At 33.2% G+C, this 22,942-nt stretch carries 17 protein-coding genes; 14 read left to right on the forward strand and 3 right to left on the reverse strand.

The features are described from left to right. Nucleotides 1-9: 9 nt before the first annotated feature. The 4 genes from D3P13_RS06535 to D3P13_RS06550 all read left to right on the forward strand — a co-directional run bounded on the left by D3P13_RS06535 (nt 10) and on the right by D3P13_RS06550 (nt 6,286). Complete coding sequence (locus tag D3P13_RS06535) at nt 10-279, forward strand: hypothetical protein (RefSeq protein ID WP_117880516.1); 270 nt, start codon at nt 10-12, stop codon at nt 277-279. A gap of 229 nt (nt 280-508) precedes the next feature. Continuing rightward, nucleotides 509-4,678: a S8 family serine peptidase gene (locus D3P13_RS22350; protein ID WP_117880517.1), complete on the forward strand. Its 4,170-nt coding sequence runs from the start codon at nt 509-511 to the stop codon at nt 4,676-4,678. Nucleotides 4,679-4,736: 58 nt separating this feature from the next. Beyond that, the gene (locus D3P13_RS06545) at nt 4,737-4,976 is read left to right on the forward strand and encodes a hypothetical protein (protein ID WP_117880518.1); all 240 of its coding nucleotides are present in this window, start codon (nt 4,737-4,739) and stop codon (nt 4,974-4,976) included. Continuing rightward, nucleotides 4,976-6,286 carry a DUF6895 family protein gene (locus D3P13_RS06550; RefSeq protein WP_117880519.1) on the forward strand — a complete coding sequence of 437 codons (1,311 nt, stop codon included), beginning with the start codon at nt 4,976-4,978 and terminating at the stop codon, nt 6,284-6,286. Before D3P13_RS06545 ends, D3P13_RS06550 begins: the two co-directional genes overlap by 1 nt. 84 nt (nt 6,287-6,370) lie before the next feature. Here the strand turns inward: D3P13_RS06550 and D3P13_RS06555 are convergent, their stop codons facing one another. The 3 genes from D3P13_RS06555 to D3P13_RS06565 form a co-directional block, all read right to left on the reverse strand. Next, nucleotides 6,371-7,057 carry a response regulator transcription factor gene (locus D3P13_RS06555; RefSeq protein WP_232829145.1) on the reverse strand — a complete coding sequence of 229 codons (687 nt, stop codon included), beginning with the start codon at nt 7,055-7,057 and terminating at the stop codon, nt 6,371-6,373. A 440-nt stretch (nt 7,058-7,497) separates the two neighbouring features. Beyond that, nucleotides 7,498-7,734 (reverse strand): Smr/MutS family protein, encoded by a 237-nt coding sequence (locus D3P13_RS06560; RefSeq protein ID WP_117880520.1) that lies wholly within the window; start codon nt 7,732-7,734, stop codon nt 7,498-7,500. 41 nt (nt 7,735-7,775) lie between these two features. After that, on the reverse strand, nt 7,776-10,022 hold the full coding sequence (locus tag D3P13_RS06565; protein ID WP_117880521.1) for a tetratricopeptide repeat protein: 2,247 nt from the start codon (nt 10,020-10,022) through the stop codon (nt 7,776-7,778). A 165-nt stretch (nt 10,023-10,187) separates the two neighbouring features. On the opposite strand from D3P13_RS06565, the gene D3P13_RS06570 reads away from it, so the two are divergent. The 10 genes from D3P13_RS06570 (at nt 10,188) to D3P13_RS06610 (ending at nt 22,848) form a co-directional block, all read left to right on the forward strand. Next, nucleotides 10,188-11,168: an aldose epimerase family protein gene (locus tag D3P13_RS06570; RefSeq protein WP_117880522.1), complete on the forward strand. Its 981-nt coding sequence runs from the start codon at nt 10,188-10,190 to the stop codon at nt 11,166-11,168. Nucleotides 11,169-11,250: 82 nt separating this feature from the next. Further along, entirely contained in the window at nt 11,251-12,582 is a 1,332-nt protein-coding gene (locus tag D3P13_RS06575; protein ID WP_117880523.1) for a cytochrome ubiquinol oxidase subunit I, read from the forward strand. 3 nt (nt 12,583-12,585) lie between these two features. After that, complete coding sequence (gene cydB, locus D3P13_RS06580; protein ID WP_117880524.1) at nt 12,586-13,659, forward strand: cytochrome d ubiquinol oxidase subunit II; 1,074 nt, start codon at nt 12,586-12,588, stop codon at nt 13,657-13,659. A gap of 14 nt (nt 13,660-13,673) precedes the next feature. Then, complete coding sequence (locus D3P13_RS06585; protein WP_117880525.1) at nt 13,674-13,973, forward strand: hypothetical protein; 300 nt, start codon at nt 13,674-13,676, stop codon at nt 13,971-13,973. A gap of 73 nt (nt 13,974-14,046) precedes the next feature. Then, complete coding sequence (locus D3P13_RS06590) at nt 14,047-14,655, forward strand: Tll0287-like domain-containing protein (RefSeq protein WP_117880526.1); 609 nt, start codon at nt 14,047-14,049, stop codon at nt 14,653-14,655. A gap of 407 nt (nt 14,656-15,062) precedes the next feature. After that, nucleotides 15,063-16,517: an NAD(P)/FAD-dependent oxidoreductase gene (locus tag D3P13_RS06595; protein WP_117881203.1), complete on the forward strand. Its 1,455-nt coding sequence runs from the start codon at nt 15,063-15,065 to the stop codon at nt 16,515-16,517. A 60-nt stretch (nt 16,518-16,577) separates the two neighbouring features. Next, nucleotides 16,578-16,715 (forward strand): hypothetical protein, encoded by a 138-nt coding sequence (locus tag D3P13_RS22075; protein ID WP_198679982.1) that lies wholly within the window; start codon nt 16,578-16,580, stop codon nt 16,713-16,715. A 279-nt stretch (nt 16,716-16,994) separates the two neighbouring features. Then, nucleotides 16,995-18,296, forward strand: a complete 1,302-nt coding sequence (locus D3P13_RS06600) for a TolC family protein (RefSeq protein ID WP_117880527.1) — start codon at nt 16,995-16,997, stop codon at nt 18,294-18,296. Nucleotides 18,297-18,375: 79 nt separating this feature from the next. Further along, complete coding sequence (locus D3P13_RS06605; protein WP_117880528.1) at nt 18,376-19,452, forward strand: efflux RND transporter periplasmic adaptor subunit; 1,077 nt, start codon at nt 18,376-18,378, stop codon at nt 19,450-19,452. 138 nt (nt 19,453-19,590) lie between these two features. Further along, nucleotides 19,591-22,848, forward strand: coding sequence for an efflux RND transporter permease subunit (locus D3P13_RS06610; RefSeq protein ID WP_117880529.1), 3,258 nt, complete (start codon nt 19,591-19,593; stop codon nt 22,846-22,848). Nucleotides 22,849-22,942 lie beyond the last annotated feature (94 nt).

The following is a 22,942-nucleotide window of genomic DNA, read 5'->3' on the forward strand; positions in this document are numbered from 1 at the left end:
CCAATAGTTATGGGATGTTGCGGTCAAAAAAGAGTAGCATTGAGACAGCAGAATAAACAACCTTCAGTTCGTCATAATAGCAGTGCTTCAAAATCAATACCGATTATCAGAGAAAATGTGCCATTTAAATATCTTGGTTCTAGGGCGGTAACCATAAAAGGAGCGGTAACTACGAGACGATATACATTTAGAATAATTGGAGATATTGTGTACGTAGATCATAGAGATGCAGCTAGTATAATGGCTGAACCTCTAATGGAAAAAGTGAAAGAGAAATAAATTAAACCTTCCCTAATTGGTAAAGCAGCTCCTATCCAATGGGAGCTGTTTTATTTTTATAAATCAAAATCCCCAAAAATGGGGATTGACATGGTTTACTATTTTTTTGAAATTGTTACGCTGTTGAATTATATCTAATGTGAAAATAAATCGACGTATGTCATTTCATATTACTTAATAATTTTTCATTTGGAAAAACTAAATAGACTAGACACTTAAAATAAAAAATATGAAAAATACAATAAACAATTTAAGGATTCGAGTAGTCGATAAAAAATATAAAGGAATAGATAATGCTTCGGTTGTATTACAATCACAGAGAAAAACATTTTATCTAAATTGTCTAGATGAAAAAGGGAATTATGTAAGTGAAAATAATATTCCAAAAGGTGAATATATAGTAATTATCTCTAAAAAACCATTCGATGAAGAAAGACGGAAAATTAGTTTTAAAGGAGGTAAACACGAAGAACTCTTTATTTTATTTGAAAATAATACTCCTTTTTATTATAGGGGTAAAGTAAAAACTCCTTTCACCCCTTATAAAAATGAAATTGTAGTGGTAATTGAGGAAGAACCTGAAAAGCCCAAAAGTAAAACAAGGATAGATAAAAAGCATGTACTTACTACTTTGGTAAAGAAGTACAAATTAAGTATTGAAGAACAAGGTGAAAACATTGAGAATAATGGTTTTTACATCATTAAATATTCATCAAAGACCTCCGAAAAAGAAAAGTTAGAAGTACGTAAAGCCTTTGAAAAAGAAAGTTTGATTACGGCACCCTTACTGCATTTGAGTGAAAACAATGCTTCTGCATTGACTAATGAAATTATGGTAAAATTCGAAGATTACGTAACCAAAGATACCATAGAAGAATTGGCGAAAAAGTTTAAATTAAAAATAAAAAGAAAGATGTCTGTTTTAGGTAATCTTTATCATTTTACTACTGGAACTACGCCAACTTATGAAGTTTTAAAAATAGCCAATGAAATTGCTGAATTGGAAAATGTTATTTTTTCTGAGCCCAATCTTATGCACACCACAGAAGAAGATGCGGTAACTCCAACAGATTTTTTATATCCTGAACAATGGGATCACCAAATTTTAAACACACCTGATGCTTGGCAATTTTTAAGAAATATAAATACCAATCGAACTTTTGGAAATGCCAATGTTATCATAGGCGTTGTTGATTCAGGAGTTGATCCAAATCATCCTGAATTTTCAGGGAATGTCAGTAATGGAAATTCCAAAACGTATCAAGCTTTTGACTTTGGAAATATGGTAGCAAATAATAACACATTAACCAGCGATCATGGAACCTGTTGTGCAAGTGCAGCAGCAGCTAATGCAAATAATGCAACTGCCGTTACGGGAATTAATGAAGGCGTTGCTGGAGTTGCTGGTAATTGTAGGGTTTTGGCCATTAAAAGAGGTGGTGATGAAGCGAGATACGCCGATATGTACTTATGGGCAGCTGGCTTTGATCCGGAAAGTGATACCGCCAATTTTCCAGCTCAAATTACACCCGGGGCTGATGTGATTACCAATAGTTTTGGTTTTAGTACCGGTTCGCCAATTTCAGGAACAATGAGTGCCGTTTTTGATAAACTTACTGATGATGGTAGAAATGGCTTAGGTACACTACTATTTTTTTCAGCAGGCAATGCAAATTCTGATATAGATATTACTTTTGCTCGTCCATGGGGTATGTATAGTAAATGCTTTTCTGTTTCCGCTTCCACTTTGGCGAATGACGGAGTTACAGAAACTAGAGCTGGATATAGTAGCTTTGGTTCGGTTGTAGAGTTTTGTGCCCCTAGCCATGATGCCTACGTGTCCAGTCAACCCTTACATAATCCAACCACGAATTATGGTGCCTTTACAGCCACAAGAATGGGTAATCCTAACACTAAAGATGTGGCCGTTGGACGTCCTTCAGTTCAAAATACACTCTCGGCAAATGCAACTTCGGGTAGCAATAGTATAACCGTTAATAATAGTGCTGGTTTTAACGTAGGCCAAGCCATTATGATTAACAATCCCGGTAGCGGAAATGCAGAAACCCACTCGATAACTGCAGTTAATAATGCAGGAAAACAGCTAACCTTAGATGGAAATTTATTTAATAATCACCCTACTGGAACAACCGTTTTTGCAACTCAAGCTGATTATAGAAATAATTTTGGCGGCACTTCTCATGCCACACCATTATGTGCTGGAGTTGCTGCTTTAATCTTATCTGCAAATCCGCAATTAACATGGACAGAAGTACGAGATTTGATGAGAAATACTGCTGTTAAAATAAATCCTGGTGAAAGTAATGCTAATGGTCGGTGGCAAGACATCAATGGTAATTTTTCAAATAGCGGTACTTATGATGGAAATCCCATTTTTAGTGAATTCTACGGATTTGGACGAATCGATGCCGCTAGAGTTGTTCGCGAAGCAGGCTGGGATATTGAATTGGTAACTACCAACCTTAACTTTAATGATGTGCCAGAAGGAGAAGAAGTAGCCAGAGCAATACGATTTAATGTAAGGAGCCTTTGGAGTACTAATTTTAATATGACAAATCCTGGAACACCATTTGACACTCCTTATGGTACTTCTGAAAACTTAGGAACGTCTTCAGATGCAAGTATAGTTAGGGAGGTATATTTATGGGTAACGTATAGAGGTACCACAGATGGTGATGAAATTACGATGGCTGATGGGTATTCGGTCACCGTAACGAACCCAGAAACTGAACAAGAATGGATTATACCAATCACTGCCAATACCATAGGTAGAAAGACTTCTGCTATAATGCTCTGTTTAGACCAATCAGGTAGTATGGATTTTCCTTCTGGTATTGATAGTTCTAAAAGAATAGACGTTTTGAGATTTTCAGCGTCAATTTTAGCTGATGTTATTCAGCAAGGAAATGGTTTGGGAATTGTTTCATTTGATCAAGACCCACATGACATATTAATTCCTTTAGTAGGACCCCTCGGACCAGTGTCTCCTTTTGATGTTGATAGAACCAATATTAAATCAGCAATTACCACTTTTAGTCCAAATTTAAATGGGTCAACTGCTATTGGTGATGGGCTTGAGAGGGCACAATTAAGATTAAACCCTATAACTAATTATGATACAAAGTCCGTAATTGTATTAACAGACGGTAAAGAAACGGATTCTAAGTACATTGCCGATGTATCAGGTAGTATCAATGACAGAGTATTTGCAATTGGATTAGGAAAAGCTGAAAATATTGAGCCATCAGCCTTAAATGCAGTTGTAAATAGTAGCGGAGGCTACTTACTTTTGACTGACGCATTAAATAATAATAGCATTTTTAAATTGGCAAAATATTTTCTTCAAATTTTAGCAGGTGTAAACAACGAAGAAGTGGTAGTTGATCCAGATGGAGAGTTATTTCTAGGGCAAGAACACAAAATACCTTTTGTTATAAATGAAGCCGATATTAGTTCAGATGTCATTCTGATGTTACCCAATCCTCAAATGATTGACTTTGCATTAGAATCCCCAAATGGTCATATAATAAAACCTTCTGACAGCACAACGATACCTGGCCTTACTTTTAATTACGGTAATAACGTCTCTTATTATAGAATGACCATGCCACTTCCAATAGGTGCAGGGGAAAGGGATGGGAAATGGCATGCTATTTTAAAAGTAAACGAAAAGTATTATCATAAATATAAAAATCGTTCACTTACACATATAAATTATGAAGAAGAGTATCAATCATCAGGCACTAATATCTCTAAAGGAATACCCTATAGTCTTTTAGTTCACGCTTTTTCTAATCTGAAGATGAAAGTTGATATAAGTCAAGACGGTTTTGAGCAAGGAGCAACAATAAAATTGAAAGTGATACTTACGCAATATGGTATCCCATTACCAAACAATGTCTTTGTGTCAGCCATATTAACACCTCCTAACGGTATCAAAAAGACCGTTACATTTATCAAAGGCGATATTGGCGAATACAATCTTGATTTGAAAACTCAAACTTCGGGAATCTATCAATTCAGAATTATAGCAAAAGGAACAACCTTACGAGGAAGAGATTTTACAAGAGAACAAGTTAGAACAGGTGCAGTATGGGTAGGAGGAAATAATCCAGCACCAGAGAGCAATAGAAGTAATAAAGACAAACAGGAATTGTGTAAATTGTTAAGTTGCTTATTAAGCGAAAAGAACTTTTCTACTGAATTTAAAGCGAGGATGGTTAAACAAGGTATTCATGTTGATGGAATGATAAAATGCTTAAAAGCGTACTGTAATAAATCAAATTCAACCAAATTAAATGTTAATACCCTGGAAAGTTTAAAGTTGCAATACACAACACTAATGGATTCTTATAATGAAATTATAAATGAAATTTAATAAAAATCTGGGACACCGAAAACAGAATAGAGTAGGTATAAATTAAAATTATAATCAAATGAAAGATTCAAAAGATGTTGCCAAACAAGTGTTGGGCTCTAAAATTGTGAATTACGAAGCATTAGGTAAAACAATTGCTAAGCTTGGACCTGAATTAGCGTTAATGGATGATCCTTGGGAAAATTTTTGTGGAACAATGAGATACTATATTAGAATTTTCCGACTAGCCCCATTTGGCTCTAATGTTCAAGAATTGGATAGATTAGAAAGATTAGAGGAGCTAGATAGACAGTTGTAGTGAGAAAATTGAATGAAAATATAAATGTTGATTCTAAGCATACTTTTAAAAATAGCTTGCCTGAAAAACAATTATTTGAGGATAGATTGTCCTACGCATTAGATTTTGCCTCACGTACCATCAGGCATCTCATCATCGAAGGGCATGCAGCACCTGAAAATGCTCCCTGGTTTGTCAGGTCAGAAAAAATAATTGCTGAGGCAGCATTTTTAATAGTTTATGCCAAAGCTAGTTTATCACATAAAAAAGTAGCAAATGCAGTAAACACGCTATATAAGTTAATTGAACCTTTAGCGAGAAGCAAAGCTACTTTAACAAATATATGTCTTAAACCAGCTTTGGCTTTAGATTATGCCCACGGACATATTTGTTTACATTATTCTGGATATCCAAATTCATCGTTTGATAAGATTCTTGAAAATGTGTTGAATGATGAAAAAAGTATAGAACGGACACCCTATAGAATGCTTGAACAAGAATGGTTATTTAATATATGGAAAAATACAGATAACAAAAAAGAAATTCAATTTTGGACTAATCTGGGTTGCTTGAACCATTCCTTTGATTTTTTTAGTGAAAGCACGGACGGTGTCTACGCTCTTACACATTCAGTAATGTATACTTTTTTCAATTCAGTAACCACTGTTAAAATCGATATGGATAAATTAATAAATGATTTAGAGGCCTTATTAATAATCTTCATGGACAGACAAGACTATGACATTGCAGGAGAACTATTAATTGCATGGACATTAACAAAAAAACCATTCAGTAATTTAGCTATTTTCGCATTAAGATGTTTAAATTATATTGAAAAAAGAGTAGGCTTTTTACCTGCACCAAATCTTGACTTAAAAGTAATTGAAGGAAAGGACCAAAAAGAAAGAAGAACATATCTATATAGTCTAAACTATCATACCGTATTTGTAATGGGGCTATTATCTGGGAGCTTACTTAAAAATTATGAATCTATAAAGATTACGCAAAATGAACCCAATGATTTTTCAAAATTAAATATGCTTTTAAATTGTGAACTACAAAAAGAAAAACAAGTTCATTGGATGGAATATTTTAGTGTTTTAAATAAGGACCAAAAAAAAGAACTCTTACCTTGGATTTACCAAGTTCTCTTAGTTAGAAAAATAAAACTGCATAAATATGATGCCGTTAAGAAAATGTTAGATTTTTCTAAAGGCACATCTCTTGAGGGTTATAATATAACTAAACAAGCTGAGGAGTTATTAAATAGGTTAAAATATTTTAGCATTATAAATAATGATAGAAATGATTTAACCCTACAGACCGATTGAATTGTCATTAACAGTAATAGTCGCTCAAAAGAAATGGAATACTAAAGTTTCTTAATTGACACTGAAGGCAGAAGAGATAAAAATTTACAAATCAATTACTTTAGAAGCCCTTTTAATAAGTTGAGCCGTGTTTTTAACTTTAAATTTTTCGATTAAATTTTTACGATGAGAGATAGCCGTATGGTTACTAATATAAAGTTTATCTGCTATTTGTTTAGAGGAAAAACCATCTCCAATTAATCCCAATACTTCTCTTTCTCTAGATGAAATTGGATAGAATTGTTCGCTATTTGATGCGTTAAATTTTATGAGTTCATTTGATTTAAAACAATGTTCTATTTTTTCTTTATCCGAAATATCAAAAAGATAATTTACAAGGAGGGAATAATCTTTTAATTTGTACATGAATATTTCATGCTTTATAAAAATTCTTTTTTTAAAAACGTTAGTGATATGATACCTAAGGTTTAATTTTTGATAAATATAGGGTGGGGTGATAAAGGCTTTTATTTTTTCCTTGACTACTTTTGATTCTTTAAAATCAATCAGCTCAAACCAAAACTCCCAACCTTGATCAAACAACTTAGGATAATTTTCACCAATAAATTTTTTTATTCCTTCATTACAACATAAAAATTGTTCGGTTTCAATGACATAGATGCTGATCATTGAATTTTTTGAAGATTCATCTGCGTTGATAATTTTCGAAATTTTTGATATTAAAAAATTCCGAGTCAAATCAAAAACCTTATGTTTTCCAATTGGAATCATTTTTAGTCGGTTATGAATTAATTTTGGGAAGATTTTAAATGTGATAACTCCTATTATCAAATCAAAAATACACTTATATATAACTATTGTCAAGGGGGTATTTCCCCTTTTACGAAAGGTGTTTTCCCCTTTTTTTTTTGAAACATTAGTTAGAGTGTGTTTAAATTACAATAACTTTTGATAGTAATCAATAGCGGAAATGGGTAATTTTTAAACTAGTGGAATTCAGGTATTATTTTAAATGTGTACGCTATTTATTTCGATGTGGTTTGCACGCATGTTATAAGCACCTCCCTTAATTTGGACGGTCAACTTGTGCTGAACTCAATTCAGTATGTTCAATATTATAATTGTGGTTAAAGGGTATAAAAATCTATATGTTTATCTAAATTTAGCTACATGTATTCTTTAAGAAATTTGTTTTCACCACAAACGTGTACTTATTTTAAAACCGCAATATATCCTTTATTATAAGCATCGCCAATCTGATAGCTAAAACCATGTTCTTTTAAACAACGTGTTACTTTGTTCTTCATACCTTGAGAATTACCAGTGATAATTTGTAACGGTAAAAAACGCTGATTTAGCAGTACATAATCTTCTACCAATTCTTGTACTTCCGAATAGGTAACACCATGAAGGTCTAAAGGAGATTTTCTAAAAAATAATTTTTTCATTACTAATGGTATATAGGCGTACTAATTGCTTCACAAATTACTTATGCTTGATTTAATGTTTTCATCAAGTTTTGATAATTGGTATTATTAGGATCTAGCTGAATCAATTTATTTATAATAGGGATGGCTTTTTTAACTTCTTTCAGGTTCACATACTGAAAGGCTAACGCATATAGTAAATCCTCATTATTTGGATAGATTTTAATGCCCTCTTTTAACGTTTTCTCAGCAGCTTTCAAATTATTTACTTTACCATACATTAAACTCAAGTTATAGATCACACGAATGTTATCTGGTAGTAATGCATGGGCTTTTTCCATTTCTGTAACGGCATCGTCAACCCTATTTAGTTCAGCAAGTAACAGGCCTAAAGAATAATAGGTAATTCCGAACTCAGGTTCTTGTTTAATGACCTCTCTAAATGCTTTTTCGGCCTTGTCAGGCTCTCCTAAATTATAATAGATATTGGCTAAATTACTACGAACTATATTATTGTTAGGATCAATTTCTAAAGCTTTTTCATAGCCTATTTTAGTATTTTGTAAATCACCTTTCTTTTGGTAATAGGTTGCTTTTGTTGCTTGTCCACCACTAAAATCGGCATTTATTTTTAAATAGCTCTGAAATTCCTTACCCGCTTTTGTATAAGCATCGGCATAAGTTGCTGGTATATTTACTTCAGGCACATCACCTAAGGCAAAATAGGCTTTTATTCGAATAGATCTTTTCGCATCTTTTAATAAGGGTAATAAATACGACATAAAATCGGTTGTATTCGATTGGCTTAACACATCAAGTGTAGCACCACGAACTAAGGGTGATTTGTCATTTAAAAACGCCATAAATTCATCAAAACGACTTTGCAAATTATAGTTTTGAAGAGCCTTTACTGCTGAAGCTCTTGCAATATCTGGTTGTTTTTTGTTTTGAACTAAATCAAACAACCCTTCATGTGCATTGGGTAATCCAATAATTCCCGGAGCCAATTGATCTGAAAAATGGATACTATCTGGCTGTCCATATAATTTTTGAAAACCTTGCCACGCCCATTCATTTGTTTTATCTGTATGGCATTGCACACAGGCATTAGGCGTATCATATTTGATACTTTGGTCAGGTCTCGGTATTCTAAAACTATGATCGCGTCTGTAATCATTGCCCATATACGTTCTGCCCACCATATGACAGTTAATACATTGTGTAGCGTCTTCAAACCCTTCATGCTTGTGATGCGAAGCTACATTGTATGTTGTAGGTTCGTGACATTGCATACAGAGTTTATTACCGTCAAATTTTAATTTTAAGGAGTGTGAATTGTGACAATCTTTACAAGAAACACCATTGTTATACATTTTACTTTGAACAAAGGAAGCATAAACATAATCTTCATCTAAAATTTGACCATCAGCATTATAAGTAGGGGCTTCTAATAATTGCGGAAAATAATGGTCAAGCATTGTTCCTTCATAATTAAAATTCTCTGAAACTTGTTCACGTCTCATATGGCATCTTGCACAGGCATCTACCAATTGGTGTGAAGAAATATCAGAAGTCATGTGTAACTTACTAGTAGCAGTGTCATAGGCATCTCCCAAATCCTTTACTTGAGTAATATGGTCTTTCCCTGGGCCATGACAGGCTTCACAGCTTACATTAATTACAGAATATTTGGTGTCGTATTTTTTAGTAGTCTCATCATAATTTTCACGGACATTTGTAGAATGACAATCAGCACACATATTGTTCCAGTTCAAACCACCTCTAGACCAATGTAGCCATTCAGAATGTACTACTTTAAAATCCGGATAAAGGTCAAACCATATTTCTTTCTCAGTGTCCCAAGCCGTTCGTAAGGCTTGATAGGCTCCATCTGGAAATTGAACTAAATATTGTTGTAAGGGTTTTACACCAAAGGTATAAGCTACCTTATAATCGTGATTTAATCCGTCAGGTCCTTCTGTATTGGCATAGAACACACTATCTTTTATAAAGAAGGTAGAAGTTACGCCTTGACTTTTAAATACTTCTCCTTCAAATTTTGCCAAAACAGTTTCACGTGTTGGAAGTTCCATGGCCCTATCATGATCAGATCCTTTCCAGTCTTTAAATTGGTCTTGATGGCATTCCTTGCACGATTCGCTACCTAAAAAATGAGCATCGGGTATCAATTTCGTTGATAATCCGGTATTTTTTGTGGTTTCTATTTTTTTGTATTTTTCTTTTTTATCCACACAGGCGGTCAATAATAGCGTAGCAAGTAGTAGAAAAAAAGTAATTATTTTAGGCATAAAGTGCGATAACAAATGAGAGGATAAAGCTATTGTAAATATAGTGAAATAAAAAATTTTGCTTTTTTAAATTGAATTTATTTATGAGCAACAAAAGTTCTTCTTTTATGAGTGACAGAAGGCGTATTTATTTTTAACTTTACATCTCAAATTTTTAATTCAAAAATGAATCTACAGCCACAAGTAATTACCATAAAGAATAGTAAAGGATTAGAAGCAGAAATTTCCAATTTAGGAGCCTCTCTTTTAAGCTTAAAAGTTCTTGATAAAGAGAATAACCCTATTAATGTTGTTGTAGGTCTAGAGAAGCCTGTAGCTTATTTTGGTCAAGAATATTTGAATAATTATAATTGTTTAGGAGCTTCTGTGGGCAGGTGGGCAGGTAGAATATCAGGTGGAAAATTTGAAATAGAAGGGGAGGAGTATCCGCTTTACAACGAAGATGGTGTGCATCTACATGGTGGCAAGGAAGGTTTTAGTAAGAAATATTGGAAGATGGAAAAGGTTACAAAAAGTAGTGTCACCTTATCTTATTTTAGCGTGGATTTAGAAGAAGGTTATCCCGGTAATTTAAAAGTTACGGTACACTATGAGCTTACGGAAAACAATGCGTTAAAAATTGTATATAAAGCGACAACTGACAAAACAACTCCTGTTAATTTAACCAATCATTCTTATTTTAATTTGGAAGGATATGGTTCAGTTTTGGATCATGAATTGGAATTGAAAAGTAATAAATATGTAGAGCTTAATGAAAAGTTATTGGTGACCGGTAATTTTATTGAAACCCAAAAGACAAGCTATGATTTTTCGAATAAATCTATTATCGGAAAGATAGGTTTTACAGGTTTGGATGATGTTTTTGTGTTGAATGATGATCCTTCTTATAAGGCAGTTTTGTCATCATCAAAGACAGGTATTGAAATGAAAGTACATACCAATCAGCCAACACTTGTAGTGTATACACCAATTCAATTACCTGATTTACCCTATAAGAATAAGGCTAATTTTACGAAATACGCAGCCATTTGTTTTGAAGCAGAGGCGTATCCTGATGCTCCAAATCAATCTGATTTTCCGTCAGCTTTGTTAAAACCTAATGAAACATATCGCAATGAAACAGTTTTTGAGTTTTTGGTCAAATAGGTTTAATATTTAAGTAACCATTGTTACACCTTAAAATATACTAAAGGATAACTTTGTGTTTTTATTCTAAAATTTCGTTTGTATGGAAGACATGATTTTTTACGATAGGTTGCAATTTGCATTTACTATCACATTTCACTATATATTTCCACAATTAACAATGGGATTATCATTAATAGTGGTCTATTTTAAATGGAAATTTTTAAGAACTAAAATTGAAAAATATAACACCGCAGCGAAATTTTTTATGAAAATATTTGCTATTAACTTTACAATGGGAGTGGTAACAGGAATTCCAATGGAGTTTCAATTTGGTACCAATTGGGCAAAATTTTCGGAACTAACAGGTGGTATTATAGGTCAAACATTGGCTATGGAAGGAATGTTTTCTTTCTTTTTAGAATCCTCATTTTTAGCACTATTTATTTTTGGTGAAAAATTAATGGGACAAAAACTGCATTTCTTTACAGGTTTTTTAGTTTTTTTAGGTTCTTGGGCAAGTGGTTGGTTTATTTTAGCAACCAACGCTTGGATGCAACATCCTGTAGGTTATGAAATTTTGGAAAATGGTAAATACGTTTTGCAAAATTTTTCAGCCCTATTTAGTAACCCTTGGCTTCTACCAGCTTTTTTACATAATCAATTAGCATCTGTTGTAACATCTTCTTTTGTCGTTGCAAGTATTGGTGCATTTTATGTTTTAAGAAATAAACAAACGGAATACGGAAAACTGTTTTTAAAAACAGGTGTAATTTTCGGATTAATTTCAAGTGTATTATTAGCTTTTCCTACAGGAGATTGGAATGCTAAAAATGTTGCAAAATACCAACCAGCATCTTTTGCTGCTATGGAAGGAATTTTTCAAACAGAAGATGCTGGAGCTGAAATTGTACTTATTGGACAACCAAATATGGTTGAAAAAAAATTAGATAATAAAATTGCAGTACCTAATATATTAAGTTTTTTAACCTATCAAGATTGGGATAAACAAATTGCAGGGATGGATCAATTTAAAAAAGAAGAATTGCCAGATAATATCCCTGCACTATATTACTCTTATCATATAATGGTTGGTTTAGGCACCATATTTATAGGTGTTATGGCATTAGCCCTTTTCTTTTTATGGAGGAAAAAATTGTATAACTCTAAAGCACTACTTTGGACAATTATGTTTTTAGTTCCGTTTCCTTATATAGCAAACATTACAGGCTGGTATGTTGCAGAATTAGGAAGGCAACCATACTTAGTTTATGGTTTATTAAGAACAAGTGATGGTATTTCTCCAACAGTTTCATCAGGTAATACATTATTTACCCTACTCGGTTTTGTTGCTTTATATATGCTACTAGGGTTGTTGTTTTTACTCTTAGTTGGTAAAACTATTAACCAAGGTCCAAAACCTCAAACACATTAAACTATGGAAATATTTTGGTACATAATAATAGCTATTGTTTTAGCTGTATTTTTTATTTTAGATGGTTATGATTTTGGAACAGGAATAATTCATTTGTTCTTTGCTAAAAATGAAAAAGATAAAGAAGTAATTGCAAAATCTGCAGGTTTGTTTTGGGATTCAAATGAGGTTTGGTTAGTTGCTGGTGGGGGGATGCTTTTCATGGCTTTTCCAACTTTTTACGCTTCCGTTTTTAGTGGTTTTTATTTACCATTAATAATAGTTTTGTGGTTAATTGTCTTTAGAGCTATTGGGTTAGAGTTTAGAAGCCAATTTAAGTATCAAATGTGGAAAGATATTTGGGATAAATCTTTTGGTGTTTCTAGTTTATTATTAGCCTTATTTTTTGGAATTGCATTGGGTAATGTGGTAAGAGGTGTAAATTTAGGTGGTGTTGAAAATGGAGTATCTATTTATGAAGGGCATTATTTTTTCTTACCATTATGGGATAGTAGTTTTAGTCCATTGAGTACAACACCTGGAGTTATAGATTGGTTTACCATTATTATTGGTTTAATATCAGTGGTTACTTTAGCAATTCATGGTGCTAATTGGGTGATTTTAAAAACTAATTCATCAATAAATAATAAACTTAAAAGCATTATTTTTAAGTTAAACATAGTGCTAACAGCTCTCACCATATTTTCTTTAATGGTATGGCAAATAGTTAATCCTAGTTCGTTAGATAATTTCATAGATAAGCCATATTTAATAGTTTTCCCTTTGATTTATATGACAGGATTAATTGGATTATTTTTTATAAAAAAAATAAAAAAAGATATCTATGGTTTTATGCTGTCCACTTTATTGATATTGGGTGGGATTACTTCCTCTTTAGCATCTTTATTTCCAGTGCTATTACCTTCTGTTAATACTATTAATGAACCTTTGACCATATACAATACATCAGCAGCAGAATATGGTTTGTCTGTAGCTTTAACTTGGGGAATTATAGGCTTTATCCTTCTATTTGTTTATATGATTATCCAAAAAAGATTAATGGGAGGGAAAATAGATAAAATGGATTATGGACATTAGTATAAAATGTTATTATGACAGAAACATTAATTTCTTTAATTAGTATTTTTATAGGAATAATTGGAGCTAATAGTACAGGCTTTTTTTTTAGGCAATACTCATTTGGTGTTATTGGCAATACTATTTTAGGTGTTTTTGGGAGTATATTTTTTATTAAATTTATAAGTAGGCTCGGTTTTGATCCCATTGCTATCATGCGGACAGGAGAAGTAAATATCACATTATTTTTCATTAATATGTTCGTCTCCTTAACTGGTGGTGCCGTTGGCTTAATACTGACTAAACTCATTATTAAAAAGCTGAATAAAGCTTGATTTCAATGTAACTGTTGTTACGTTGAATTAGGACTAGGAACGTAATTTAGCAAAACAATCAAAATGGAAACCAATGGAGAAATACACTATTTTAATTGCATTCTTTTTATTGATAGGATTATCATCTTGTAAATCTGACACCAAAAAAGATACTGTAAAAGCAACACAAGAAACGCAACAAGTTCAAGACTCTCTTTATAAGGCAATAGGATTAAAATATGCCATGAGTACGAAAGCTACGTTGGGTAAAAATTTAATGGGAGTCATCCAGAAAAACGGAACTGAACATGCTCTTGAATTTTGTAATACGAAAGCCATTCCATTAACGGATAGTATGGCTGTGGCTCAAAAAGCAACGATAAAAAGAGTATCAGACAAGCCTAGAAATCCAGACAATCAAGCCAATGCAGAAGAGTTGGGGTATATAAAAACGTTTAAAGAACAATTAGCAGCAGGTCAACAACCAGAAGCGATTGTTAAAAAGAAAAACGGAAAAGTACATTTTTATTATCCAATAGCCACCAATCAAATGTGTCTGCAATGTCATGGTACACCAAATGAACAGATCAAACCAGCGGTGATGACCATGATTGATAAACTGTATCCAGAAGACAAAGCCAAAGGATATGCAATCAATGAAGTGCGTGGTATCTGGAATGTTGTTTTTGAAGAGGGTGAATGATATAACATTTATCTAGCAAAAACAATTATAAATAGCATTAAGAGTACCACAAAGCAGTATTATGTTAGTTTCGTGGTTATAATTTTATAGAGTGGAAATTTCTCTCCTTTTTTCTAGGGGAGAGCATTTACTGAATAGGTTTCAGTATGCCCCTAACGCCCTTTTAGTTTTAAAAACAGTTAAAGGGCGAAGGGGTACTTTATAGGATGGTCAATTACTAATTTAATTACGAAAGTTTACAGACAATTAACTTTCGTCCTACTTCTAATTGCCTAAGTAACAATAGTTACAACTTAGGTTAAATAAAAATCTGAACTTTACGAATGCAAATCATTTTTCATCAAACTGATGCAAATCATTTTTCAATGAAATGTAATGCTATAATTTTACAATTAAATAACCAACCAATGGCAAAAATAGTAATCTTAGGAGCTGGTATTTCAGGACACGTTGCGGCCTCGCATTTACGCAGAAAACTATCTAAACAACATGAAGTTGTAGTGGTTTCACCTAATAGTAATTACCAATGGATTCCTTCTAACATTTGGGTAGGCATTGGTAGAATGAAATCAGAACAAATTTTATTTCCACTAGAACCACTTTACAAAAAGAAAAACATCGGTTTTAAACAGGCTAAAGCGGTTTCATTTCATCCTGAAGGTGACAAAGAAGTTACCAAGCCTTATGTAATGGTTGAATATGTAAAGGGAGAAGATAAAAATAATTTTGAAAAAGTAACCTATGATTTTCTAATAAATGCCACAGGACCGAAATTGGCATTTGATATGACAGAAGGCTTAGAGCCAGGTAAAAATAAAGCATATTCAGTGTGTACCTATGGCCACGCAGAACATGCTTGGCACGGATTAAAAGAACTTATTGAAGAAGTTAAAAAAGGAAAAAAAGCTAAAATTTTAATTGGTACGGGACATGCCAAATCAACGTGTCAAGGTGCGGCATTTGAATACATTTTAAATGTTGAGCAAGAATTAAGAAGACATGATGTAAGAGAATTGGTAGAAGTAACATGGATTGCCAATGAATATCAATTAGGAGATTTCGGTATGGACGGGATGCTATTGAGTTATGGTAGCAATATTATGAAGTCTAACGAAATGATTGAAATGATTTTTGAAGACCGAGGTATCAATTGGATTATTGGAGCGGGGGTTAATAAAATTGAAGATGGTGTAGCTCACTATGAAACTTTGGATGGAGAATACAAAACAGAAACTTATGATTTTGCCATGTTAATTCCTGCATTTTCTGGTCATGGCTTTAAAGCTTATGATAAAGAAGATAATGATATCACAGAGAAATTATTCAAAGGCTTTATGATTGTTGATGCTGATTATACACCAAGACCATATGAAGAATGGACCGTACAAGATTGGCCTGAAACGTATCAGAACCCGTCTTATAAAAACATTTTTGCTCCAGGTATTGCATTTGCACCACCACATGCTATTTCTAAGCCAAGAGTAAGTAAAAATGGGACAGCCATCTCTCCGGCACCACCAAGAACAGGAATGCCATCTGGTATCACTGCAAAATTGGTAGCTGAAAATATAGTTGACATTATAAATGGTAAAAAAACATTGAATCATAAAGGTTCTATGGGTAATATGGGAGCAGCTTGTATTGCCTCTGCTGGTTTTGGAATGACAAAAGGTAGCGGTGTAAGTATAACAACATATCCAATTGTACCTGATTATGTAAAATATCCAGATACGCAAGGTCGAAAATTAGGAAAAACCTTTGGTGAAATAGGTTTGGCTGGACACTGGTTAAAATTAACCTTACACTATGCATTTATTTATAAAGCTAAAATGAAACCGTTTTGGTGGTTAATACCTGAATAGTTTCGGGTAGTATAACAAAAATAAAAAGTAGATCTAGAATAGTATAAAATCTAAGAAGCCATGACACAAAGAATTTCAAAAACTAAGCGTTTTATAATGATGAATCCCGTTATTCAATTCTTTAAATATATTTATTTAAGTATTAAAATACTGGTCGTTGTTGCAGGTGGACATGGGGGGACTAGAAATAAAGTTTAATAATTTGGTTATTTAAGGATCTTCGGATTCTTTCATAATAAGTTGGTTGATTTTTGGAGGCACCTTACCCATGTGGTAAGGTGCTTTTTTAGTAAATAAACCTTGAGGATGACATTGTTTTTAAAGACTAACGTGTCGTTTTGAATCATAATAATCATTAAAAATTGAGGTATTGAAACGTCTGTTAATCCCTAATGGTGTTTTAAATCAAATCTCAGTAACATAGGTTACTTTCAATTGAAGTAACCACCACTATTTTTGCATTAAAATAAACTAGAAATGAAGCAAATACTATATACTGGAATTTTGATATTAATGCCTTTACTATCAAATGCCCAAGAAGTAAAATTAATAACGAAAGAAGAAGTGATCGCTAAAGTGAACGATCAAAATAATAGTCTAAAAATGGCAGAGCAAGATGTAAAGGCAGCTCAAGGTGATTTTAGGCAAACAAATGCGATTTTATTACCAACAATTGGAGTTTCGCATACCGCAATGTCAACCACAAATCCCTTAATGGCTTTTGGGTTTAAACTCAATCAAGAAGTTTTAACGCAAAATGATTTTAATCCCGATTTACTAAATGACCCTACTACGGTTCAAAATTACGCGACTAAAATAGAGGTACAACAACCGGTATTAAATTTTGATGGATTTTACCAACGTGGAGCTGCAAAAGCAAAATTAAAAGCTACTGAACTGCAATCAGAACGTACTAAAGAATATATGTCTCTAGAAGTTGAAAAAGCGTACATGCAATTGCAATTGGCCTATAAAACAGTTGATGTGTTGCAAAAAGCACAAGAAACAGCATTGGATAATCAACGAATTGCAGATAATAGTTTTAAACAAGGCTATATGCAAAAGGCAGATCTTTTAGCAGTTGAAGTCCGTGTAACAGAAATTGAAAATCAATTACAATATGCTAAAAGTAATATTGCCAATGCGTCAAACTATTTATCGGTTTTAATGAATGATGATAATGATAAGATTTTAAAGCCTATAGATTCATTGACGGTTGCTATAACTATGATAACAGAAAATAGTGTACTAAATAATAGAAAAGACATACAAGCTTATGAAAAGGCATCTTTGGCTTTTGAAAAAATGTATAAAGCCGATAAAATGAGTTTTATGCCAAGGTTAAACCTTTTTGGAAGTTATGAATTGTATGATGATGAAATCTTTAAAGGAGATGCTGAAGGATATCTTATAGGAGCTGCATTGAGTTGGAACATTTTTGAAGGTTCAAAACGTTTTGGAAAAACACAAAAGAGTAAAGCAGATTTTGAAAAATCAAAATTTGAAATGGCACAATATAAAGCCACAAGTTCTTTAGAACTCAATAAAGCCAAACGGAATTTAGAAGATGCCAAAAACAATTTAAAACTTTCAAAATTAGGAGTAGAGCAATCAAAAGAAGCATTGCGAATTCGGACAAACAGATTTAAGCAAGGGCTTGAGAAAACATCAGATTTGTTAATGGCAGAAACGCAATTTGCACAAAAACAATTAGAATATTACGGTACCGTATTTAATCACAATTATGTATTGAAGTATGTTGAATTTTTGACGAAATAATAGCATCATCATCAACTTAGACAATACCAATAATTACTTAAGAAATCAACGAACTACGAAAATAAAAACACAAATAAAAATGAAAAAACATATTCAAATAACCATAGTAATAGTCCTTTCGCTTTTGTTAGCAAATTGTGGAAGCGAAGAAAGCAAAACCCTTGCGGATAATTCAACGCCTATTGCCGTGAAGGTTAGTAAGACTACTGAAGCTGATGGTCAATTTATTACGGTAAGTGGTAAAATAGAAGCCTCTAATAGTGCCGATTTAAGTACCAGAATGATGGGGTATGTTAATAAGGTATATGTTAATGTTGGCGATAAGGTTAAGAAAGGTCAACTATTGGTTTCAATTAATAATGCGGATTTACAAGCTAAAAGAGCACAAGTAAACGCAGGTATTTCAGAAGCTACTGCAGCTTTTAATAATGCTGAAAAAGATTATAATCGCTTTCAAAGTTTATTAGCAGAAAAAAGTGCATCGCAAAAAGAAATGGACGATATGACGGCTAATTTTGAAATGGCAAAAGCACGTTTAGAATCTGCAAATCAAATGAAAAATGAAATTAATGCACAATTCACCTATAGTAATATGATAGCACCTTTTAGCGGTGTGGTAACGAGTAAAAACATTGATGCGGGTGATATGGCAAATCCAGGAATGCCTCTAATAAGTATAGAAACTCCTGGTAATTTTGAAGTAATGGCCATGGTGCCAGAAACAGAGATTTCACGCATCAATAAGGGGGCAGAAGTTGCTGTTTTAGTGAAGTCAATTGGAGCTACGCTAAAAGGTAAGGTTACTGAAGTTAGCACATCAGCTAAAAATACAGGTGGTCAATATTTAGTTAAAATTGACATAGATAAAACGGAAGCAGATATTCTTTCTGGAATGTTTGTTAGTGTTCAATTTCCGGTTGAAAAACAAACTAAGAATCAAGCCATTTTAATACCTCTAGAATCCATAATATCAAAAGGTCAATTGTCTGGTATTTATACGGTAAGTGAGAGCAATACAGCATTATTACGTTGGTTGCGTTTAGGGAGAACCTATGGAGATCAAGTGGAAGTATTATCAGGTTTAAATGCTGACGAAGCATATATTGTTTCCGCGGAAGGTAAACTTTATAATGGAGCAAAAATTACAGTTCAATAACTAATACGTTGCGTTAATGGTAATCATAGAAATCCTTTTTACGTCAGTTCGAGTGAATTTGCCTAAGCAAATTTGTATAGAGAACAAGTAAAAAGATGGAAAAGAAACCTTGTTAAACGCCCAAAAAATAAGTAAAAAATGAAAGAAGGAATCGCAGGTAAAATTGCCAAAGTCTTTATGCAATCGAAATTAACAGTGCTGTTAATGATTGTATTTATGGTTGTTGGTGTTTATAGTTCGTTTTTAATTCCACGAGAGGAAGAGCCTCAAATAGATGTGCCTATGGCAGACATTTTTATAGGGTATCCTGGTGCAAGTCCTACAGAAGTAGAATCACGTGTTATTAAACCATTAGAGCAATTAATTTCTAATATAAAAGGTGTAGAATATGTGTACTCTACAGCTATGAAGGAACAGGGCATGGTCACTGTTCAATTTTATGTAGGTGAAGATATAGAACGTTCGTTTGTGAAATTATACAACGAAATCAATAAGCATATGGACAAAATGCCGGAAGGCGTAACGTTTCCGCTAGTAAAAACACGTGCCATTGATGATGTGCCTATGCTTGGTTTAACACTATGGAGTGAGAATTACGACGATTATCAATTAGGCCAAATGGCTGATGAACTGGAGGAGGAAATTAAAAAAGTCAATGATGTTTCTATTACGCATAAAATTGGAGGTAGAGACCGTCAATTGCGTGTGGTTTTAGACAAAGACAAATTGGCTGCAAGTGGTTTAGATTTTTTATCGGTTTCTGAAATGATAAAGGCTAATAATAGCCAGTTGAATTCCGGTAGTTTTGATAAAAATGATACAGAGTTTCTTGTAAATACCGGAAAGTTTTTACAAACCGTTACGGATATTGAAAACTTGGTAGTTGGGGTGCAACAAAATCAACCGATCTATTTAAAACAAGTTGCAAAAATTATTGATGGCCCTGAAGTACCTCAAAATTATGTGAGTTTAGGTTTTGGTAAAGGTAGTGAGAAAGCATCTGATTATAAATCTGATTATCCTGCAGTAACCATTTCTGTTGCCAAAAGAAAAGGTGCAGATGCTATGAAAATTGCAGAATTAATTATTGAAAAAGTAGATCATTTGCGTACCACATTGATTCCAGATGATGTACATGTTGAAGTTACTAGAAATTATGGAGAAACAGCATCTCATAAAGTATCTGAATTGTTGTTACACCTTATAGGGTCAATCATAGCGGTAACTTTTGTAGTAATGCTAGCCATGGGCTGGCGTGGTGGTTTGGTGGTATTTTTATCTGTGCCTATTACATTTGCATTGACGTTGTTAAGCTATTATATAATGGATTATACGTTAAACCGAATTACATTATTTGCTCTAGTTTTTGTAACTGGTATTGTGGTCGATGACTCCATTATTATTGCAGAAAATATGCATAGGCATTTTAAAATGAAGCGTTTACCATTTAAACAAGCGGCGTTGTATGCTATTAATGAAGTTGGAAATCCAACTATTTTGGCAACGTTTACGGTAATTGCTTCCGTTTTACCAATGGCTTTTGTTTCTGGATTAATGGGGCCTTATATGGCACCAATGCCAATTGGAGCATCAATTGCAATGATATTGTCGCTATTTGTGGCTTTAACGGTTACACCGTATTTGGGTTATATTTTTTTAAGAGAAAAAACTAAAAAAGGGCAACCAGAAAAAGTTGAAAAACGTTTAGAAGAAACCCGAATTTACCGTTTGTACAACAAATTTGAGCGTCCATTAATGGAAAGTAAATCAAAACGTTGGATATTTTTAGGAGTTACGTTTGTGGTTTTATTAGGTACGATGCTATTGTTTTTCACGCAATCGGTTGTGGTAAAAATGCTGCCTTTTGATAACAAGAATGAATTTCAAGTTGTAATTGATATGCCAGAAGGCACAACGTTAGAGCGAACAGGTGTTGTAACACAAGAAATTGCTCAATACTTATCTTCACGTCCAGAGATTATCAATTATCAAAATTATGTGGGTACATCGGCACCTATTACATTTAACGGTTTGGTACGTCATTACGATTTACGTGGTGGTAGTAATATGGCTGATATTCAAGTAAATTTAATTGATAAAAACGACCGAACAGCACAAAGTCATGATATTGCTAAATTATTGCGTCCAGATATTCAAAAAATAGCTTCAAAATTCAATGCCAACGTGAAGTTAGTAGAAGTCCCACCAGGGCCTCCTGTAATGTCAACCATTGTAGCAGAAGTCTATGGACCTGATTATAACGAGCAAATAAAAATTGCTGATAACATTAAATCAATTTTAAATAATACAGATGATGTTGTAGATGTAGATTGGATGGTCGAAGCTGATCAGACAGAGTATCAATTTGAAATCAATAAAGAAAAAGCCATGTTGTATGGTGTGGCACCAAAGCAGATTGCTTATACCATGAATATGGCGTTATCTAATAGAGCCATTACCACATTATATGATGAAGATGCTATTAACCAAGTGGGATTAGTTTTAAGTCTAGACGAAAAAGAGAAATCGACTATAACTGATATTTCTCAACTTAAAGTAAAATCTAAACAAGGAAATATGGTACCGATTGCTGATTTAGTAACAATTAAAGAAGCAGTAAGTGCGAAAAGCATTTTTCATAAAAATCAAAAACGTGTGGTATATGTGATGGCTGATATGGCTGGTGTATTAGAAAGTCCCGCGTATGCTATTTTAGGAATGGAAGAAAAATTAAAAGAGATTCCATTACCAAAAGGCTATGAAATTAATGAAATGTACTTGGGTCAACCTGAATTTGAAGATAACTATACTGTAAAATGGGATGGGGAATGGCAAATTACCTTAGAAGTGTTCAGAGATTTAGGAATTGCATTTTTAGGTGCTATTATCTTGATTTACATACTAATTGTAGGATGGTTTCAAAACTTTAAAGCACCAATTGTGATGATGGTGGCTATTCCTTTATCATTGATCGGAATTATTCTAGGACACTGGATTATGGGAGCGTTTTTTACAGCAACTTCATTTATAGGGATGATTGCGTTAGCAGGTATTATGGTGCGAAATTCAGTGCTATTAATTGACTTTATCAATCTAAGAACAGCCGATGGCATTCCCTTAAAACAAGCGGCTATTGAAGCTGGAGCAGTGAGAACCACTCCTATTTTATTAACGGCCGGAACAGTGGTTATTGGAGCCTTCGTTATTTTGTTTGATCCAATTTTCCAAGGGTTAGCCATATCATTAATGGGGGGAACTATAGTTTCAACGGTGTTGACTTTATTAGTAGTGCCATTAGTGTATTACATGATAGAGAAGAAAAAATGGGAACATGTTGATGAAAGTGAAGATGGAAGTCCGGAGACAAAAGAAATTGAATTCAAAGGTGAGGAGTAGTATAATCTGATAGCTTTTGTTAATTTATTAGGTATTTAAGACTCAAAAAATTTCCTATTTAGGGGGGAAGATAATTATAAACAACAAATAATAG

Origin of the sequence: Aureibaculum luteum, from assembly GCF_003449015.1 — a bacterium.
Classification (GTDB): domain Bacteria; phylum Bacteroidota; class Bacteroidia; order Flavobacteriales; family Flavobacteriaceae; genus Aureibaculum; species Aureibaculum luteum.

Excerpts from the sequence above, each read along its gene's own strand:
- D3P13_RS06535 (WP_117880516.1), top strand. The coding sequence starts at position 10 with ATGGGATGTTGCGGTCAAAAAAGAGTAGCATTGAGACAGCAGAATAAA.
- D3P13_RS22350 (WP_117880517.1), top strand. The coding sequence starts at position 509 with ATGAAAAATACAATAAACAATTTAAGGATTCGAGTAGTCGATAAAAAA.
- D3P13_RS06545 (WP_117880518.1), top strand. The coding sequence starts at position 4,737 with ATGAAAGATTCAAAAGATGTTGCCAAACAAGTGTTGGGCTCTAAAATT.
- D3P13_RS06555 (WP_232829145.1), bottom strand. The coding sequence starts at position 7,057 with ATGATTCCAATTGGAAAACATAAGGTTTTTGATTTGACTCGGAATTTT.
- D3P13_RS06560 (WP_117880520.1), bottom strand. The coding sequence starts at position 7,734 with ATGAAAAAATTATTTTTTAGAAAATCTCCTTTAGACCTTCATGGTGTT.
- D3P13_RS06565 (WP_117880521.1), bottom strand. The coding sequence starts at position 10,022 with ATGCCTAAAATAATTACTTTTTTTCTACTACTTGCTACGCTATTATTG.
- D3P13_RS06570 (WP_117880522.1), top strand. The coding sequence starts at position 10,188 with ATGAATCTACAGCCACAAGTAATTACCATAAAGAATAGTAAAGGATTA.
- D3P13_RS06575 (WP_117880523.1), top strand. The coding sequence starts at position 11,251 with ATGGAAGACATGATTTTTTACGATAGGTTGCAATTTGCATTTACTATC.
- cydB (WP_117880524.1), top strand. The coding sequence starts at position 12,586 with ATGGAAATATTTTGGTACATAATAATAGCTATTGTTTTAGCTGTATTT.
- D3P13_RS06585 (WP_117880525.1), top strand. The coding sequence starts at position 13,674 with ATGACAGAAACATTAATTTCTTTAATTAGTATTTTTATAGGAATAATT.
- D3P13_RS06590 (WP_117880526.1), top strand. The coding sequence starts at position 14,047 with ATGGAGAAATACACTATTTTAATTGCATTCTTTTTATTGATAGGATTA.
- D3P13_RS06595 (WP_117881203.1), top strand. The coding sequence starts at position 15,063 with ATGGCAAAAATAGTAATCTTAGGAGCTGGTATTTCAGGACACGTTGCG.
- D3P13_RS22075 (WP_198679982.1), top strand. The coding sequence starts at position 16,578 with ATGACACAAAGAATTTCAAAAACTAAGCGTTTTATAATGATGAATCCC.
- D3P13_RS06600 (WP_117880527.1), top strand. The coding sequence starts at position 16,995 with ATGAAGCAAATACTATATACTGGAATTTTGATATTAATGCCTTTACTA.
- D3P13_RS06605 (WP_117880528.1), top strand. The coding sequence starts at position 18,376 with ATGAAAAAACATATTCAAATAACCATAGTAATAGTCCTTTCGCTTTTG.
- D3P13_RS06610 (WP_117880529.1), top strand. The coding sequence starts at position 19,591 with ATGAAAGAAGGAATCGCAGGTAAAATTGCCAAAGTCTTTATGCAATCG.